This window comes from Ideonella sp., assembly GCF_044358605.1.
GTDB lineage: Bacteria > Pseudomonadota > Gammaproteobacteria > Burkholderiales > Burkholderiaceae_C > Ideonella.
Genome location: NZ_JBIKNQ010000057.1, coordinates 21,558 through 37,625 on the forward strand (window position 1 = coordinate 21,558; position 16,068 = coordinate 37,625).

General features: G+C 62.2%; 17 protein-coding genes. 13 read left to right on the plus strand and 4 right to left on the minus strand.

The window, feature by feature from the left end:
- Window positions 1-216: 216 nt before the first annotated feature.
- From ACIQ3Q_RS17930 to ACIQ3Q_RS17965, 8 genes are all read left to right on the plus strand, one after another.
- Window positions 217-1,278: a flagellar biosynthesis protein FlhB gene (locus tag ACIQ3Q_RS17930; RefSeq protein WP_396270544.1), complete on the plus strand. Its 1,062-nt coding sequence runs from the start codon at window positions 217-219 to the stop codon at window positions 1,276-1,278.
- 45 nt (window positions 1,279-1,323) lie between these two features.
- Window positions 1,324-3,372 (plus strand): type III secretion system export apparatus subunit SctV, encoded by a 2,049-nt coding sequence (sctV, locus tag ACIQ3Q_RS17935; RefSeq protein WP_396270545.1) that lies wholly within the window; start codon window positions 1,324-1,326, stop codon window positions 3,370-3,372.
- A 298-nt stretch (window positions 3,373-3,670) separates the two neighbouring features.
- A complete protein-coding gene (locus tag ACIQ3Q_RS17940) occupies window positions 3,671-3,925 on the plus strand; it encodes a type III secretion HpaP family protein (RefSeq protein WP_396270560.1) in 255 nt (84 codons plus the stop codon).
- A complete protein-coding gene (locus ACIQ3Q_RS17945) occupies window positions 3,903-4,919 on the plus strand; it encodes a FliM/FliN family flagellar motor switch protein (RefSeq protein ID WP_396270546.1) in 1,017 nt (338 codons plus the stop codon). Before ACIQ3Q_RS17940 ends, ACIQ3Q_RS17945 begins: the two co-directional genes overlap by 23 nt.
- Complete coding sequence (gene sctR / locus ACIQ3Q_RS17950) at window positions 4,916-5,551, plus strand: type III secretion system export apparatus subunit SctR (RefSeq protein WP_396270547.1); 636 nt, start codon at window positions 4,916-4,918, stop codon at window positions 5,549-5,551. The genes ACIQ3Q_RS17945 and sctR overlap by 4 nt, the downstream gene beginning before the upstream one ends.
- A gap of 4 nt (window positions 5,552-5,555) precedes the next feature.
- Window positions 5,556-5,813 (plus strand): type III secretion system export apparatus subunit SctS, encoded by a 258-nt coding sequence (sctS, locus tag ACIQ3Q_RS17955; protein WP_396270548.1) that lies wholly within the window; start codon window positions 5,556-5,558, stop codon window positions 5,811-5,813.
- Between the two features lie 4 nt (window positions 5,814-5,817).
- Entirely contained in the window at window positions 5,818-6,591 is a 774-nt protein-coding gene (locus ACIQ3Q_RS17960; RefSeq protein WP_396270549.1) for a hypothetical protein, read from the plus strand.
- A gap of 126 nt (window positions 6,592-6,717) precedes the next feature.
- Window positions 6,718-7,146, plus strand: a complete 429-nt coding sequence (locus tag ACIQ3Q_RS17965; RefSeq protein ID WP_396270550.1) for a CesT family type III secretion system chaperone — start codon at window positions 6,718-6,720, stop codon at window positions 7,144-7,146.
- Between the two features lies 1 nt (window position 7,147).
- On the opposite strand, the gene ACIQ3Q_RS17970 is transcribed toward ACIQ3Q_RS17965, so the two are convergent.
- Both ACIQ3Q_RS17970 and ACIQ3Q_RS17975 read right to left on the minus strand, forming a co-directional pair.
- A complete protein-coding gene (locus ACIQ3Q_RS17970; protein ID WP_396270551.1) occupies window positions 7,148-9,163 on the minus strand; it encodes a sensor histidine kinase in 2,016 nt (671 codons plus the stop codon).
- A gap of 61 nt (window positions 9,164-9,224) precedes the next feature.
- On the minus strand, window positions 9,225-9,893 hold the full coding sequence (locus tag ACIQ3Q_RS17975) for a response regulator (RefSeq protein WP_396270552.1): 669 nt from the start codon (window positions 9,891-9,893) through the stop codon (window positions 9,225-9,227).
- Between the two features lie 509 nt (window positions 9,894-10,402).
- Between ACIQ3Q_RS17975 and argG the strand changes: the two genes are divergently transcribed.
- The 3 genes from argG (at window position 10,403) to ACIQ3Q_RS17990 (ending at window position 12,490) form a co-directional block, all read left to right on the plus strand.
- On the plus strand, window positions 10,403-11,755 hold the full coding sequence (argG, locus tag ACIQ3Q_RS17980) for an argininosuccinate synthase (protein WP_396270553.1): 1,353 nt from the start codon (window positions 10,403-10,405) through the stop codon (window positions 11,753-11,755).
- Between the two features lie 116 nt (window positions 11,756-11,871).
- The gene (locus tag ACIQ3Q_RS17985; RefSeq protein ID WP_396270554.1) at window positions 11,872-12,315 is read left to right on the plus strand and encodes a DUF1016 N-terminal domain-containing protein; all 444 of its coding nucleotides are present in this window, start codon (window positions 11,872-11,874) and stop codon (window positions 12,313-12,315) included.
- Window positions 12,233-12,490 (plus strand): hypothetical protein, encoded by a 258-nt coding sequence (locus tag ACIQ3Q_RS17990; protein WP_396270561.1) that lies wholly within the window; start codon window positions 12,233-12,235, stop codon window positions 12,488-12,490. Before ACIQ3Q_RS17985 ends, ACIQ3Q_RS17990 begins: the two co-directional genes overlap by 83 nt.
- A gap of 21 nt (window positions 12,491-12,511) precedes the next feature.
- Here the strand turns inward: ACIQ3Q_RS17990 and ACIQ3Q_RS17995 are convergent, their stop codons facing one another.
- On the minus strand, window positions 12,512-13,021 hold the full coding sequence (locus ACIQ3Q_RS17995) for a hypothetical protein (RefSeq protein WP_396270555.1): 510 nt from the start codon (window positions 13,019-13,021) through the stop codon (window positions 12,512-12,514).
- 144 nt (window positions 13,022-13,165) lie between these two features.
- On the opposite strand from ACIQ3Q_RS17995, the gene ACIQ3Q_RS18000 reads away from it, so the two are divergent.
- A complete protein-coding gene (locus ACIQ3Q_RS18000; protein WP_396270556.1) occupies window positions 13,166-14,356 on the plus strand; it encodes a hypothetical protein in 1,191 nt (396 codons plus the stop codon).
- 122 nt (window positions 14,357-14,478) lie between these two features.
- Window positions 14,479-15,288 (plus strand): pirin family protein, encoded by an 810-nt coding sequence (locus ACIQ3Q_RS18005; RefSeq protein ID WP_396270557.1) that lies wholly within the window; start codon window positions 14,479-14,481, stop codon window positions 15,286-15,288.
- Window positions 15,289-15,293: 5 nt separating this feature from the next.
- Here ACIQ3Q_RS18005 and ACIQ3Q_RS18010 read toward each other — a convergent pair whose 3' ends face one another.
- On the minus strand, window positions 15,294-15,521 hold the full coding sequence (locus tag ACIQ3Q_RS18010) for a type II toxin-antitoxin system Phd/YefM family antitoxin (protein ID WP_396270558.1): 228 nt from the start codon (window positions 15,519-15,521) through the stop codon (window positions 15,294-15,296).
- Between the last annotated feature and the right edge of the window lie 547 nt (window positions 15,522-16,068).

Consider the following 16,068-nt stretch of genomic DNA (forward strand, 5'->3'; position numbering starts at 1 on the left):
TGAGCTGCTGAGAGAGCATGCATGCTAGGCAGGAAGGCACCCCAAGAGTTTCAACAATCTTCGCCAATCTCTCACTAAATCCTCTTCTGATTTTCACGGAAATTCACAACGCATGGCGAGCTTCGGATTCAGGCTCTGAGCTTCGCACGCAGCCAGCCGCCGAACAGGTGCAGGGCAAGATGCGCCGCTCATTCGTGTCAATCGGAGATGTCGTGCATGTCTGATGAAAAGACGGAAGAGCCCACCGATCACAAGTTGCGCGAGGCCCGGAAAAAGGGCCAAGTGGCCAAAAGCCAGGACGTCAACGGACTGGCCGTCACCGCCTGCGCTTTGCTGACCTTGTCACTGACCGCAGAGTGGAGCTTCGCGCGGCTGACGCAGTTGCTGCTGCGGGTCGACCAGGCCTGGCCCCGGCTGCAAGGACGAGACGTGGCGCTGTGGGCGCAGGCCATGCTGATCGACGGCGCATTGGTGGTGTTGCCTGTGTTGGCGGTGGTGGTGGTGGTGGGCACGGCAGCCAGCGTGGTGCAGGTGGGCCTGCAGGTGAGCGCAGAGCCAGTGATGCCGAAATTCGACGCCCTCAACCCCGTTGCGGGCATGAAGAAAATCTTCTCGCTCAAAGCCTTGATGGAGGTCGGGAAGGCCATCGTTATCGTATCGGTGATGGCCGCCGTGATCTGGGCCCAAGGTCCAACGATTGCCGCCTCGTTCATCACCTTGACGCGCCTCAGCCCAGCCGATGGATTTGCCGTGACCGGCCACTTGCTGTGGCACATGTCCAAGCTGATTTTGCTAGTTTGGCTGGTGTATGCATTGGCCGACTGGGCCTTGCAGACGGTCATGTTTCTCAAGGACCAGCGCATGAGCAAGGATGAGATCAAGCGCGAGTACAAGGAGTCAGAGGGAGACCCTTTGGTCAAAGGGCAGCGCAAACAGATCGCGATGGAGATCGCCAATGAAGAACCCAAGCCCAGAGGCGGCGTGAGCGGCTCCAACCTGATGGTCACCAACCCCACGCATTTGGCGATCGCTCTCTATCACGGAGTCGACACGCCGGCTCCCATCATCGCTGCATTGGGCGCCGATGAAGAGGCAGCCCACCTGCGCTGCATGGCGCTGGAGTCGCACGTCATCATCATCGAGGACGTTCCTCTGGCCCGGGCCATGTACCCCTTGGGAGCGATGCAGCCGATTGCGCCCGACATGTTCCACGACGTCGTGGACCTGATGATCTGGTCGGAGCAGCTGAATCAACTGCTTCAGTCCGACATCGATTGAAGCCACAACACAAGGAGACGCATGATGTCGGCCGCCAAAACATCTATGAGGTTCAAGTTCATACCACGGCTGCCCGCAGAGGTGGCGGTGAGCCTCCTGATCGTGCCCATCGTGGCGCTGATGATTCTGCCAGTACCGGTGTTGATACTAGACACCCTGCTGGCGGTCAATCTCACCCTGGCAGTGATGCTGCTGATGGCCACGCTGTTTTCCAACGGCGCGCTGTCGCTGTCTACCTTTCCAGCCCTGCTGCTGTTCACCACCATGTTCCGCTTGGGGTTGAACATCGCATCGACTAAGTCCATCTTGCTGCACGCCGATGCCGGCCATCTCATCACCACCTTCGGAGAGTTGGTCATCGGCGGCAATCTGGTGGTGGGCATCGTGGTCTTTGTCATCATCACCATCGTGCAGTTCATCGTGATCACCAAAGGCTCGGAGCGGGTGGCCGAGGTCGGGGCACGGTTCACCCTGGACGCCATGCCGGGCAAGCAGATGGCGATTGATGCCGACATGCGCGCGGGCCACCTCACGGCCGAACAGGCCCGGAACAAGCGCGAGGAGTTGTCGTCTGAGAGTAAATTGCACGGCGGCATGGACGGCGCCATGAAGTTTGTGAAGGGCGACGCCATTGCAGGCCTGATAATCACCTTGATCAACTTGCTGGGCGGCATCGTCGTGGGCGTGATGTACCACAGCATGACCGCCGGTGAGGCAGCGAATGTATTTGCCGTGCTCTCTATCGGTGATGCGATGGTGTCCTCGATCCCCTCGCTGTTCATCAGCTTGGCGGCGGGTGTGTTGATCACGCGTGTGGATCTGGGTGGCCAGCGCAGCGGTCAAACCTTGGGTCAGCAGGTGATCGCCCAACTCAGTGCCAGCCGCACCGCGCTGTGGTGCGCCAGCGGTATGGTCTGCTCGCTGGCCCTGATTCCAGGCTTCCCTTGGTGGCAGTTCGCTCTGTTGGCGGCGGCCCTGGCTTTTCTGGCCCACAAGGCACCCAAAGGACGGCATGCTGCTAGCAGCGAGGCGGCCACCTCCTATCTGTCTGCGACGGCCGGCACCCCTTCGGGGGGGAGCACGGCTTTTGCTCAGCAGCCACCCGCCAGCGCGACGGGCCTGGGGGTGCGTTTATCGGCCAGCCTGGCTCGGCAACTCGACGCCTCAGCGCTGGATGAGCGACTCACGAGCCTAGCGCCTCGACTGCAGCAAGCGTTGGGCATGCCTTTTCCAAGTTTGGCGGTGTGGTGTGACGAACAATGGGCTGAGCACGGCTTTGAGCTGCTGATGCTGGATGTGCCGACCATCCGCCTCCTTGTGCCCCTCGACGGCGCATGGACCCAAGCCCCGGAGGGTCGTGAGCAGTGCCTGCAGGCTGATGAGCCTGCGGCGCTAGGTTGGCCGGTGTTCTGGCATCCGAAAGGCCCCTCTTCCTCGCCCTTGCAACTGAGCCCCGTCGAAGCGTTGATCCAAGAAGCGACCTACACCTTGGTCTTGCGCCATGCGGGCAAATTCGTTGGGCTGCAAGAGGTGTTGCGCTTGTTTGAGTCTGTCGGCAAAGACTATGCCGGGCTGGTGGATGAAGCCAAGAAGCTGATCCCCATGCAGCGCATGGCCGAGGTGCTGCGCCGCTTGCTGGAGGAAGGTGTCCCGATCCGGAATGTGCGCAGCATCTTGGAAGCCTTGATCAACTGGGGCCCGCGTGAGAAGGACGTGGTACTGCTGACCGAATATGTGAGGCAGGGCCTGGGACCTTGGCTGGCGCACCATGCTTCGGCCGGCACTGGCGTGTTGCCAGCGGTAATGCTGGATGTGGCGGTCGAGCAAATCTTCCGCCAGAACCTCAAGCCCACGCCAGCAGGCAGCTATGTGGCTTTGAGCAACGACATTCGCGATTGGTTCGAGTCCAAGGTGGCAGAGGCTGTGGCTCAACAGGAGGGTCGAGAACTCACCTTGGTGGTGTCCATGGACATTCGCAAGCCCGTGCGCAAACTCGTGGAGTCCAAGTGGCCTGCGCTGAAGGTCTACTCCTATCAAGAGCTGGAAGGGCATGCCACGCTGGCCTCCCAAGGCTTGATTGCCATGGAGTCCTGACATGACCACTCCCCTGAAGCGCCGCGCACGCACACAGGACCAGCCACACCGCAAAGTCACGGAGAGTCGCCTCTGGTACCTGTGGCAACGCTTGCTGCGCCGCGCCCCTTCCGACGCTCGTGCGAGCCCCTTACCGCCGCACGACACTTCGACGAACCCGCTCTCGACGCTGGGCCGACCCATCGCCGTAGAGGCAGCACGACAAGCCCGAGAAGCCCTAACCCGAGCGCCGGTGTGGCAGGAACACGCTTCTCAGGGCTCTGACGCCTGGGTCCGCCCCGTTCTGTGGTTGGTGTGCATGGCCTTGAACACCGCCCCCTCTCGCCGCAGCGACTGGACCGTGCGCTTACGTCTGCGAGAAGACGTGCTGCCCCAATGCTCCCTGACCTTGGGTCTTTCGCCTGAGTCGGTCCGCCTTCGGTTTTTGTCCTGCGATGCCCACACCCTCTCGCTACTCTCACCAGCCACAGAAAGTGTTTGTCACGTCTTGCAAGAGCTGACGGGGCGTAGCGTCGAGATTGATGTTGTCAATGAATATTTTGGATTTGCCTAGCCTCAGCCTTAGCGATGATCGACTCACGCAGGTCATCCCTTGGCCCACTTGCTCACGCGAGCAGGCTTGGGGCGAAGCCCTGACCGCAGACTCGGCCGTCATCCAAGCCTGGGCCCAACAGTTTCAATTGTCTGCCAGCCCTGGCCTGTTCACCCAGGCCCGTGGCTTGTTGATGGAATGGGAGTTCCGGGAGGGCTGTGCCACCGTCTGGGTGGAGGGTCGCGGCACCCCTTTCTTCGACGCCCTGATGCCAGAGGCCCAGGCCCTGGACCCGCAATGGGTTCATGCCTGCTTTCAGGCTTGCTGGCCACAGGTCTCGGGGCCACTGGGCCTGCTGGGGTTGCGCAGCGTGCAAGAACACCCACGCGCGGATGCGCTGTGCTTTGCCTGGGCGGTGGGGGCCGTTCGCTTCGCCTTTGTCCAATGCGAGGAGCGCTTGTTCCAGCGATTGTCATGTCCACCCGGCTTGGCGACCACCGAACCGGATCTGTGGATCAGCAGTCGGCTGAGAAGCCCCCCCCAGTGCTGGACGCTCACCGAGCTGCGCACAATGGCCCTCGGTGACGGGGTGATCATCGCCCACTCGTTGGCCCGCCCAGTCAAAGTCGTCTGGTCGCTGGGACAAAGCGGTGGCCATGCGCCCCTCATGGATTGGAATTGGAGTGCAAACACGATGAGTTGGACCGGCGAACAGTATGCGGACGACATGGCAGGCCCAGCTGCACAGCCCCATGACGATGAGGAATGCATCGACTTGAATGAGGTCAAGATTCCCATCAGCTTTGAATTGGCCTGCGGCAGCTTCGCTCTGTCGGCACTTCGCAAGATCCGGCCCGGCCAGGTAGTGGACCTGGACTGCCAGCCTCAACAGTGCCTGGTCAAGATGGTGTCTCTGGGGCGAACGTTGGCCTCTGGCCAACTGGTGCAGATCGGCGACAGCCTGGCCCTGCGCATCGACAAGCTGTACATCAAAGGTGAGGGGCCTTCACCATGATTGACCCTGTGTCATCACTGGTGGTGATGTTCTCTCTGGCACTCTTGCCATTTGCGGTCATGGCCGTGACCTCGTACACCAAGATCAGCATTGTGCTGAGCTTGGTGCGCAATGCGGTCGGGGTTCAGCAAGTGCCTTCGAACATGATCATCAATGCCATCGCCTTGATCCTGACCTGCTACATCATGATGCCAGTGTTTCATGCGGGTCAAACCCAGTTGCTGCAGTCTCGCGGCGATGGTCTTCAACGCGTGATGGACGCGGCTGAAGCCGCCAAGCAGCCGTTTGTGGCGTTTCTGGCCAAGCACACCCACCAGCAGCACATTGATTTCTTTATGCAGGCTGCCAAAGAGATGTGGTCGCCCGAGCAGGCCGCTCAAGTGCGGCCCAGCGACATGCTCATCCTGGCGCCCTCCTTCCTGCTGACCGAGTTGGCCGAGGCCTTTCGGATCGGTTTCATCCTGTATTTGGTGTTTGTGGTGATCGATCTGGTGGTCGCCAGCATCCTGCTGGCCATGGGCATGTCTCAGGTCAGCCCCACCAATATCGCCATTCCCTTCAAGCTGCTGCTGTTCGTGGCTCTGGACGGCTGGACCAAGCTCTTGCAAGGCCTGGTTCTCACTTACCGCTGACGCAATGGAACAGTTGTCAATGCTCGTGTCCGAGGCGCTGTGGCTGATTGTCGTGCTGTCTCTGCCGTCAGTGCTGGTGTCGGCGGGCGTGGGCTTGCTGGTCTCACTGTTCCAGGCCGTCACCTCCTTGCAAGACAGCAGCGTGTCGCAAGGGGTCAAGCTGTTCTGCGTGGGCGTGACGGTATTAGTCACCGCTCCTTGGTGTGCCCAGAAGGTTCTGGTGTTCGCCAACATGGCCATCGAGAACATCTTTAGGAGCTGAGGGCATGGAGATCAGCAGCAACCTGCCCTTTCAGTCCCTGCCGCTGGCTGGGTCAACATCAGCGGCCAGCACCGACGGTGACGACAGCGGCGACGAAGTCGGTGCCCGAAAGGGTGGGCGACGATCGGCCTTTCGCAGCCTCGGCGTGGCTGCCCATGACGCATGGGTGAGCCAGAACGAGGGCGCAGTTGAAGGAAGTGAGGCGCCCGAATCCACCGTCACCGCCGCAGAGGGCGAACAAGCGGCTAATTCTGATGGCGACCAGTCTGCCGGGGGGCAACGCGGCAGCGACACCCGTTCGGCCGCGTTGTTAAGCCAAGCACGCAAGAAATGGAGTGAGCGGATACGCGCCCCAGGAGAGACCGCGCTGGCCGGTGAGCGCTTGGGCCTGCTGCTGGACGCAGTCGCGGAAAGCTTGCCACTGCGCCCTGGCAGTCGCCATGCCCTGCAGATTCAGATCGTCTCACGCTTGGCGCATCTGGCCGAGCAGATTGTGGCGGCCCGCGCAGCGGGGCAACAGGTGTTCGTCAGGCGCTCACTAACGCAGGCGGAATGGAGCATGGCTCAACAGGCGGGCGGACGTCCAGGGCTCACGGAAGTGAGCCTGGCTTTGCAGGGGCAGCGCCCGCAGTCACCCAACGGGGCGGACAAGCCGCCTGGTCGCTCGCTGGATCACGCGCTGCTTCCGCTGCTGATGCTGCAGTCTCTGGCACCCCAATATGGCAAGAAGCGCGGCATTACCTCCGCCGTTCATCAGGTCATGATGAAACGTTTTTGACCAACGTGTCGATCAGGTGCCAAATGCGGAATTCCTGCATGCCCCCTCATTTCATAGGGTGCCTGCAACACCCATCATCGCCTTAAGGAGTGAATAGGCTTGAGCAAAGACCGGTTTCGTGAACTCGTGACCGAATTGTGTCTGACGGTCGGAATCCCACACCCCCAAGAGATTCTGAGGCGCGGACAGATCGACGTCGATGGGTATTTGGTGGACCTGCAGTTCGACCCCGGAGACGCAGAGGCGATCTATCTCGTCTATGACTTTGGCACGGTCAGCGCTGGGCGCAGCCTGCAAGTCTTCCGGCTGATGCTCGAAGCCAACTGCAGCGTATATGCGGCTGATCAAGCCATTCTGGGCATGGACGGAGACAGCGGCAACGTCACCTTGATGGTGCGCTGCCCCTTCTCCGAAGAGCTAGACGGCATGAAGCTGGCTGACACCTTGGGTCACTACTCGGAGCACGGCGAGTACTGGCGCAAGCAGATCCTGGCGGCCCCGGAAGAAGCCTATGCCAGCCTCATGAATGGCCGCTATGACTGGATTCGCATGTGAGTCAGCTCACCCCGGGCCGCCCTGCCGATGCAGCAGCAGGCCAGGCCTGCTGTATCAAGGGCTCTGGCTTCAGGGTGATAGGGAAGCGCAAAGTGACGGTGGTCCCCTGGCCCAGTTGGGAGTGCCAGTCACACTGGCCATTCAAGGCCTGTGCCCGAGAGATCAGTCCCCGCACACCCACCCCACCAGACCGAGTGCCTTCTGGCAGCTCGCAAGACATGCCCCGACCATCGTCTTGAACCAATAAGCGACAGAAGGTCTCGTCGCTATCTAGCTTGACGTGAATGTGTCGGGCGCTGGAATGCTTCATCGCATTGGCCAGCATTTCCTGGCAGGACCGCACCACATGTAAATGACGATGTCGGTCGAGGCAGACTGGCTCGCCGTCGGCGATGTCGTAGGTCAACACGATGTCGCTATCGCTCAGTTGTTCCTCAAGGTTCAGACACAGTTCAAAAATGCTGGACTGGAGGTCGCTGTTGACGTCCGAATGCGCACTGATGACGTTTCTGAGATCGCGGATACAGGACTCCAGCGATTGAACACAGCTATCGGGGCGAGCCTTGCCAGACTTCAACATAAACAGCAGCGAGACGAGCCGTGAGCCGATGCCATCGTGAATGTCTTGGTAGATGCGCTTTTGCTCTTTGCTCTGCACAAACTGCTGAATCAGCAAGCGCTTGGCCTCATAGATGCGTTGCAACTCACCTTCACGTGCACGCAGCGCTGCGCGGAGGTCTTTATTGGCGGCCGCCACCTGCCTGGACTTGACGTGGTAGTCGTCCAACAGCACCTTGCCCACCACCAACAATTGCAAGGGCACCGCAAAATGAAAGAGATAGAGGGGCTCGGTCAGCAGCCAGTGCCAAGACCACGTCTCGCCGTGCCAGACGTTCACATTGATCCAGCCTGTTCGCACCACATGGTCATGCAGGGCGAGCAAAATACAGATGATGGAGACGATGGCCATGGCATACGCGACACCCTCTTTGGAGCGCCTGCCGTGAATCAGCAGCCGCAGCACGCTGTAGGCATACAGCCCCACGCCCAGCAGCGTCCAATAGGCATCCAGGTCTTGTTGAATGCTGGCACCTTCCAGGTAGTACATGAGTGGTGCGGTACAGATGTATAGCGCCAGCACGAGTTTCCAGAACAAGCGGATCTGCACCTTGGCGAGATGGAGCACGCACAGGGAGGTCAACACGATGAAGATGCCCTCCAGGCCGTAGAGCAAAAGCCGCCACGGGGTCAGCCAATCCACCGGCATTGCCGGCCACAGCGCGGCGGTGAACAAAACCGCCCAGATCAGCGCGGTGCAGCCTGCATAGAAGAAGGTCGCCGACCGAGAGGCCGCCATCCTGGCCGCGACCATGAATACGCCCATGACCAAGCAAAAAAGAATGGAGAAACTGGCCAGCGTGTGGGAGACGAAATTGATGAGCGCCGCCACTTGGCTCACATTGGCATAGTCGCCCACATACACATTGGGAATGAGGGAATAGGGCTCATAGGTTGACTGAACGAAGGTCAGCATGTTTTCCCCACCGCTGAGGTTCAGCAACTGCGATGGCAAGGGCACCAGCAAGGGCTGGTACCAGACCCGGCGCGTTGAGCGGTCGGACTTCGGCAGCCCATGGATCCAAACGCCATTCAAGAAAATGTCACCCCCATTGATGGCCTGGGTCAGCAGCACCGCAAACTGCGGTGCCAATCGGCGGTACAGCGGTGCTTGGCCACCGCTTAAGTTCAGAGCCTGAGAAAGGTCCAGCGTAAACGCCTCTACCCTTAGGCGTGAAGTCTCCTTGCCCGATTCGAAATGCGGCAAGGCCCGCAGCACCCCACTCTCCACATAGTCTGAAATCGCGTAGTTCGGCTGTGCCCGTATGGCGGACAACAGCCGTTCGCTGGCAGCCGAATCACTGGAGCCGCCCGCCAACAAGTCATGGGGCACCCAGGCGATAGCCGACGGAATTCTGGTCAGTTGAAGGGGTGGTGCATCGCGTTGAAGCGTGACCAACGCTGCGATCACAAGCACCAACACAGCCGCCCAAGCAATACCCCTGAGCCTGGGCGCTGCGCTATCCATGGTGCGTGATGCCGGCCGCTCGCGCGGCATACACCGCCATGGCCCGGGAATGCACATTGAGCTTGCGGTAAATGCTGCGAAGATGCTGGTTGACAGTGTTGGGCGAGACGTTCAGTTTGTCAGCAATCAGAGCCACGGGCAGCCCCGTGGCCAGGTGGTCAAGCACCTCAACTTCGCGGGGCGCTAGCCCCCAATCCTGAATGGCCGCTTCGCGCCGCTCCTCGCGGGAGGTCAGGCTGGTGCGGCTGAGTTGGTCCACAAGAACGCGCGCCACCGCCGGGCTTAACGGCACGCCGCCGTTGTGCAGCTTGACGATCTTCTCCACCAGGCTGGGAGAGATCTCTTCCTTCAGGATGTAGCCTGAGGCGCCCGAACGCAGGCTTTCATTGATGTGGCGGGCATCACCAAAGGAGCTCAGCACCATGCACTGCGGCCATTTGGCCTGCAGGCGCAGCTTGGCGATGAGCTGATTGCCCATCATGTCAGGCAGGCCGATGTCCACCAAGAACACATCCACACTGTAGCGCGCGTTCAGCGCCAGCGCCTCATGCGCCGTGCCCACCGCCCCCACCACATGGAGCAGGTTGGATCCATTCAAGACCTTAACGACCCCGCCTCTGACGAGAGGGTCATCTTCAACAATAGCAACTGCAATGGCCATACGTCACCCGTACATTTCAACTACACACAGCACAGGGAAACCTCGGTCATCATCCAAGACAAAGGTGTCTCAACACGATCTCGATCACCACCGACGCTCTCATCACCTCTCCGTGGAGAGAGGCTTCAGTAAGACTTTCAAACAACTCCATTTTTGCTACATCACCAGTGACATCCAACAGGCAAGCATGGCGGGAGTGCCAACTCGCCTGAGGCATTTATCACGGTCTGCACTTCTTGCTGCATTTGGAGACATTCAAAGCTTGCAGAGCCCGCCGATACGTCGTTAAGCGCAACCTCTCGGCAAAGAGCGTTACGCGCGCTTGGCCTGGCACAAGCCTCCACCACCCTTTCTGCAGAAGGCTCCACACCCGCGCCGGGCCAGCGCGCCGTGCAAGGCCTGGCCCAACCACTGGCCAGCAGGCTTCTCAGACCCCCTAAAATCAAGCTTCTCCTGATGCGCGTGTGCCATCTCGGCATGCCCACCCACTCCCCTGACAGGACCCCCTCGTGGCCGCAACGATTCTGCAAAAACTTCCCGCTGGCGAGCGCGTCGGCATCGCCTTCTCTGGTGGCCTGGACACCTCGGCCGCTGTGCATTGGATGCGCGCCAAGGGCGCCGTGCCCTGCGCCTACACCGCCAACCTCGGCCAGCCCGACGAGAGCGACTACGAAGAGATCCCCCGCAAAGCCCTGGCCTATGGCGCAGACATTGCCCGCCTGATCGACTGCCGTGCGCAGTTGGTGGCCGAAGGCATTGCCGCCATCCAATGCGCGGCCTTTCACATCAGCACCGGCGGCGCCACTTACTTCAACACCACCCCGCTGGGCCGCGCCGTGACCGGCACCGCGCTGGTGGTGGCCATGCGTGACGACGGCGTCAACATCTGGGGCGATGGCAGCACCTACAAGGGCAATGACATCGAGCGCTTCTACCGCTATGGCCTGCTGGCCAACCCCGCGCTGAAGATCTACAAGCCTTGGCTGGACCAGACCTTCATCGACGAGCTGGGCGGCCGCAAGGAGATGAGCGAATACCTCATCGCGAATGGCTTTGACTACAAGATGAGCGTGGAGAAGGCCTACTCGACCGACTCCAACATGCTGGGCGCCACCCACGAGGCCAAGGACCTGGAGTTCTTGAACGCCGGCATGCACATCGTCAACCCCATCATGGGCGTCGCCTTCTGGAAGGACGACGTCAAGGTGGCCGCAGAGAAGGTCAGCGTTGGCTTTGAAGAAGGCGTGCCCGTCACCCTGAACGGCCAACGCTTTGGCTCGGCCGTGGCCCTGTTTGAAGAGGCCAACAAGATCGGCGGCCGCCACGGCCTGGGCATGTGCGACCAGATCGAAAACCGCATCATCGAAGCCAAGAGCCGCGGCATCTATGAAGCCCCCGGCATGGCCCTGCTGCACATCGCCTACGAGCGCCTGGTGACTGGCATCCACAACGAAGACACCATCGAGCAGTACCGCATGAACGGCCGCAAGCTGGGCCGCCTGCTCTACCAAGGCCGCTGGTTCGACAGCCAGTGCCTGATGCTGCGCGAAACCGCCCAACGCTGGGTGGCCCGCGCCATCACCGGCGAGGTGACGCTGGAACTGCGCCGCGGCAACGACTACTCCATCATGAACACGGTCAGCCCCAACCTGACCTACGCGCCCGAGCGCCTCTCGATGGAGAAGGTTGAAGACGCCGCCTTCACCCCGCTGGACCGCATTGGCCAGCTGACCATGCGCAACCTCGACATCTCCGACACCCGCGCCAAGCTGGGCATCTACACCCAAACCGGCCTGCTGGGCAGCAGTTCGAATGGCAGCGTGAGCTTGCTGACGGGGCCGGGGACAGGCCAAGCGGACTGAGGCTCAAGGCCCTCTTGCATCAAAAGCCCTGTGGCGTGAGCCCAGGGCTTTTTTCATTGGGGTCTCAAACCGGTCATGCATGCCGTAGACCGCGCTGAAGCAGCAAACCAGCAGCCGTGCAGCGGCTGGCCGGTGCCGTCAATGCAGAGCAGACGCGGCTGTATTGGAGCGTGGGCCAAAGGCTGCGCTCCGAGGCGCTGGTGGAAGGCCGCGCCAGCTATGGCTCCCAATTGCTGGACCAACTGGGCCAACAACTGCCGCAAGAATTTGGCCGGGGATTTGAGTCGCGCAACCTGCGCCGCATGGTGAAGTTTGTCGAGAGCTTTCCCGATGCGGCAATTGTGTCAACACTGTCGACACAATTGAGCTGGAGCCATATGGTCGCCATCGTGCCACTGAAAACCCCGCAAGCCCGCCAGTTTTACGCCAACCAGACAGCACAAGACGGCTGGAGCGTGCGCGTGCAGGCACACCATCTTGCCCACCTCAGAGCCCGCGCGCGACGCCGCCGTGGTGCGCCCCGTCAACGCCCGCTTGGCGGCCCTCGCCCAAAGCCCTGAGTTCGCCCCCTTCACGGTGTGGCTGGACTTGACCCCCGGCTTTGTGGATGCCCAAGACCGCCAAGACCCCCAGCTCTTTGTGGACGGCCTGCACCCCAGCGAAGCCGGCTACCGGGTGTGGCGAGACCGGCTGGTGGCGGCTTTGAAGGCGGCGCGGGAGAGCGGGCGGCGTTGAGCGGCCCGCAGCAGCGCGCACTCACCCCCGCCCCCACACCCTCCGCACCAAGCGCCTGACCTGCGCCTTCAGCACCCGACCAGCGCGCCACGCGGCGCTGCTGCGCACCCAAGCCAGCAGGCCGTCCTTCCAGGTCGTCCAGCGGGCATAGAGGCGCGCAAACCAAGGCAGTTGCATCAGCGCGGGTTGGGTCAGGGTGAAGAGGCGGGCGACGATGGCCGTGCCCACCAGCTTGGCGGTGAGGATGAGCAGCGCGCCCCACACCGCCTTGCCCTGGCCGATGAGCCACAGGGCGGCCAGCTTGACGGGCAAGAGCAGCAGCGAGGGCAGCAGGAACAGCGCCAGCGCGGCATAGGGCGGCAAGCGGCGCACGGCGGCTTCGACCCAGCGGAAGCCGGGCCACTGGCCGATGGCGGCTAAGACGCGCTGCAGCGGCCCCCAGCCCCATTCCTCGAACACGATGATGAGCGCCAAAGGCCAGCGGACGAGGCCCAGCAGGGCGCGGCGCCACCAGGGGCGAGGGGGGCTCATGGAGCCATGAGGGGGGTGGCCAGCATCGGCACACGATACCAGCCAGCGCACAGGCCGCCACTGTGGGGCAACGCACAGGCTTGTGCGGGGCTTCACGCCTAGCATCCGCCCATGTTCCACACTGGGCCTGCAGCAGGCAGGCTGATGACCTTGACCACTTCTTCCACCTCGCGTCGCGCTCGTTTCTCCAACATGGCTGCGGCGGCCGCGTTGGCCGTGGGCCTGGGCTATGGCGCTGCCGCCGAAGCCGCGCCATTAACCCTGGACATGAGCACCACGGCGGGCTTTGCGCAAACCTGCAAGCAACTCCCCCGCGACGCGCGCCGCCTGAAGAGCGACGACGAACGCATCGCCTGGGCCTTGTGCCGCGACACCGATCAGACCCGCCGCTTGATCACCTGGGCCACGCAGAACTTCAAGCGCATCGACCACACGCCGCTGCCGCAGGTGGTGGCCGAGGTGGAGCGCCAAATCGACGAGGTGCGCCGCGAGATGGCGCAAACCCGCCAAGTGCTGGCCCGCATCCATTTGGGTGAGCGCCGCAGCCTGCAGATCGCCCCCGGCCAGTGGCAGATGGACCTGAATGGTGATGGGCAGATGGAGCTTTGGGAGAAGTACTTCTTTGCCATCCCCAAACGCGGCCTGAACCATGCCTCTTGGGGCCTGCCGCGCAATGATGAAGCGCACATCCAGCGCAACTACGCGCCCGCTGCGCAGATCCGCATCGACCAGGCCGATGTGCTGTGGGCGCTGTCGTATCACCAGTTCATTGAAGGCCTGCTGACGCATGTGCGGGCCTTTGACCTGGACACCAAGCACTGGCACCTCACGCTGGCCCGCCCCGCCTTGCTGGGCCAAGCGCACACGCTGATCGGCCAAGGCCTGGAGACCTCGGACCGCATGCGCCATGCCGTGTTGGCCGAGACCGACGACGAGCAAGAGTGGATCGCCAACCCGCAGCAGCGCCAGAGCGTATTCCCGCTGGTGCTGGACGCTGAGGACTTTCAGACCTGGCGCGAGGTGATGGCCGAGGCCCGCGCCACCTGGCAGGGCGAGCACCTGCTGCCGGCCAGCCGCAATGCCCGTGGCCTGCTGGGCCAGTTTGCCCCCCTGTGCGCCGAGGGCCAAGGTTTGAACGTGAAGCAGCTCTACCTGAAGCCCCCGGCCAAGGGCACGCGCATTGGCAGCAGCGGCCCGCTGCCCGATGTGAGCGAGGCCTGCCAAGCCATCAGCTCTGCCAAGCCGGCCTCGCGCTTGGGCGAGATGGCCGAGCGAGCAGCCCGCTCTGAGGCCGTGGGCACCAAGACCTTGCGGCACTTGTATTGGGTGAATTGAGGAGGAAGAGCAGCGCGTAGAAGAAGAGCTCACGGCGGGCGGCGCTTTTCTTCATGCCGCCCGCACGCAGCGTGCAAAGCCGCTGAAGCACAGGCCCCCGGTGCCAGGCCTACCATGAGGCCATGAACACCACACGCATCGTCCTGCGCCACAGCGGCCACCGCCACGGCCCCATCACCCGGCTGATGAGCCCCGGCGACGTGGGCCAACTCACCAAGCCTTTCGTCTTTTTGGACGACATTGCCGCCCCCGCCGGTGGCGGGTCGCGCTTTGGCTTTCACCCGCACTCCGGCATTGCCACGTTGAGCGTGCCGCTGACCTTTGACATCGAGCACGAAACGTCCGAAGGCCGTGTGGACCACGTGGCGGCCGGCGGCCAAGAATGGATGCAGGCCGGCAGCGGCATCTGGCACAAAAGCCAGGTCACCAGCACTGCGCCGATTGAAGGCTACCAACTGTGGCTGGCCCTGCCCGCCTCACACGAGCTGGCAGAGCCCGTGGCCGCCTTCATCGCCCCTGAGCAGGTGCCCACGATGGGCCCGGCCAAGCTGCTGCTGGGCACCCACGAGGGCCAGCGCAGCGCCGTGCCCGCCCCGCACGATGCCAACCTCTTCTGGGTAGAGCTGGCCCCCGGCCAAAGCTGGCACTACACCGTGCCCGACGGCCACAGCGTGTTGTGGCTGGCCGCCAAACGCGGCAGCGTGCACGTGGCGGGCGAGACCCTGCGCAACGAGCTGGCCGTGCTGACCCACGAAGGCGCCGAGCCCTTGCACTTCAGCAGCGCCGAGGGCGGCGGCTTCCTCTTCGGCTCCGCCGTGCTGCACCCGCATGAGCTGGTGCTGGGCAACTACTCGGTGCACACCACGGCCGAGGCGCTGGAGCAGGGCGAGGCGAGGATTCGGGAGATTGGGCGGGGGTTGAGGGGGCGGTGAGCCGCTTAGCGATAGGCCGAGAAGTCGTCGAGAGCGGCGTCAAAGTCGTCCGCCATGTACCAGGCCAAGCCTTTGGCGGTGCCCGGCTGCCGGGCAGGCCCCGCTTGGTCCAGGGGTATCAAGCGAAGCAGGGGCTTGTTGCCCCTGGCGATGATCACCTCTTCACCGGCCAGCGCGCGCTGAACCAGCTCCGACAACTGGGCCTTGGCTTGGGCGATGTTGACTTGGGTCATGCTTGATCAGTTTGCGTGACCAAGCCAAGGGCGGTCAAGTCGCAAGCCTATCAAGTACCCAACAAGCAAATCAAACCCAGTGGGGGACATACCGGCGCAGCTTGGGCGGCACGACTGGAGGCTGCACACGATGGGCCTATCGCCTTGGTGTGCGCAGTGTGCCTGATGCGCGCACCTATCTGCGCACAAACGCCGCTGCACGCCCAGTCAAGACTAAGACCCAAAATGGAGCGTCCAACTCGGGATCCGCCTGTAGTGGCGTCGTTACCAGCTGGGACTTGAGAGCGATCATATCTCACCACCCCGAGTGCCAAGAGTGGGGGCACGAGACTCGCCCCCATGAGATTGAGCGGGGATTGAAGTCGCGGGCAGGTACACCATACACATGAAACCTCATGTGCTTGGCGTACCATTGCATGGGAGCCCCGTGCTTCTCAATCACAAAGACTTAACAGGCTGCTGAAATACCGACCGGTTGTGATGGTCGAGCGAGGCGCAGCGAGGACAATGTGAGCATCTCGATCTGAGAGAGACCTATGCGCGGCGC

What these genes read in the sequence shown, in the direction of transcription:
- ACIQ3Q_RS17930 (WP_396270544.1), top strand. Translation starts at nt 217, where the DNA reads ATGTCTGATGAAAAGACGGAAGAGCCCACCGATCACAAGTTGCGCGAG.
- sctV (WP_396270545.1), top strand. Translation starts at nt 1,324, where the DNA reads ATGAGGTTCAAGTTCATACCACGGCTGCCCGCAGAGGTGGCGGTGAGC.
- ACIQ3Q_RS17940 (WP_396270560.1), top strand. Translation starts at nt 3,671, where the DNA reads ATGGCCTTGAACACCGCCCCCTCTCGCCGCAGCGACTGGACCGTGCGC.
- ACIQ3Q_RS17945 (WP_396270546.1), top strand. Translation starts at nt 3,903, where the DNA reads ATGAATATTTTGGATTTGCCTAGCCTCAGCCTTAGCGATGATCGACTC.
- sctR (WP_396270547.1), top strand. Translation starts at nt 4,916, where the DNA reads ATGATTGACCCTGTGTCATCACTGGTGGTGATGTTCTCTCTGGCACTC.
- sctS (WP_396270548.1), top strand. Translation starts at nt 5,556, where the DNA reads ATGGAACAGTTGTCAATGCTCGTGTCCGAGGCGCTGTGGCTGATTGTC.
- ACIQ3Q_RS17960 (WP_396270549.1), top strand. Translation starts at nt 5,818, where the DNA reads ATGGAGATCAGCAGCAACCTGCCCTTTCAGTCCCTGCCGCTGGCTGGG.
- ACIQ3Q_RS17975 (WP_396270552.1), bottom strand. Translation starts at nt 9,893, where the DNA reads ATGGCCATTGCAGTTGCTATTGTTGAAGATGACCCTCTCGTCAGAGGC.
- ACIQ3Q_RS17995 (WP_396270555.1), bottom strand. Translation starts at nt 13,021, where the DNA reads ATGAGCCCCCCTCGCCCCTGGTGGCGCCGCGCCCTGCTGGGCCTCGTC.
- ACIQ3Q_RS18000 (WP_396270556.1), top strand. Translation starts at nt 13,166, where the DNA reads ATGACCTTGACCACTTCTTCCACCTCGCGTCGCGCTCGTTTCTCCAAC.
- ACIQ3Q_RS18005 (WP_396270557.1), top strand. Translation starts at nt 14,479, where the DNA reads ATGAACACCACACGCATCGTCCTGCGCCACAGCGGCCACCGCCACGGC.
- ACIQ3Q_RS18010 (WP_396270558.1), bottom strand. Translation starts at nt 15,521, where the DNA reads ATGACCCAAGTCAACATCGCCCAAGCCAAGGCCCAGTTGTCGGAGCTG.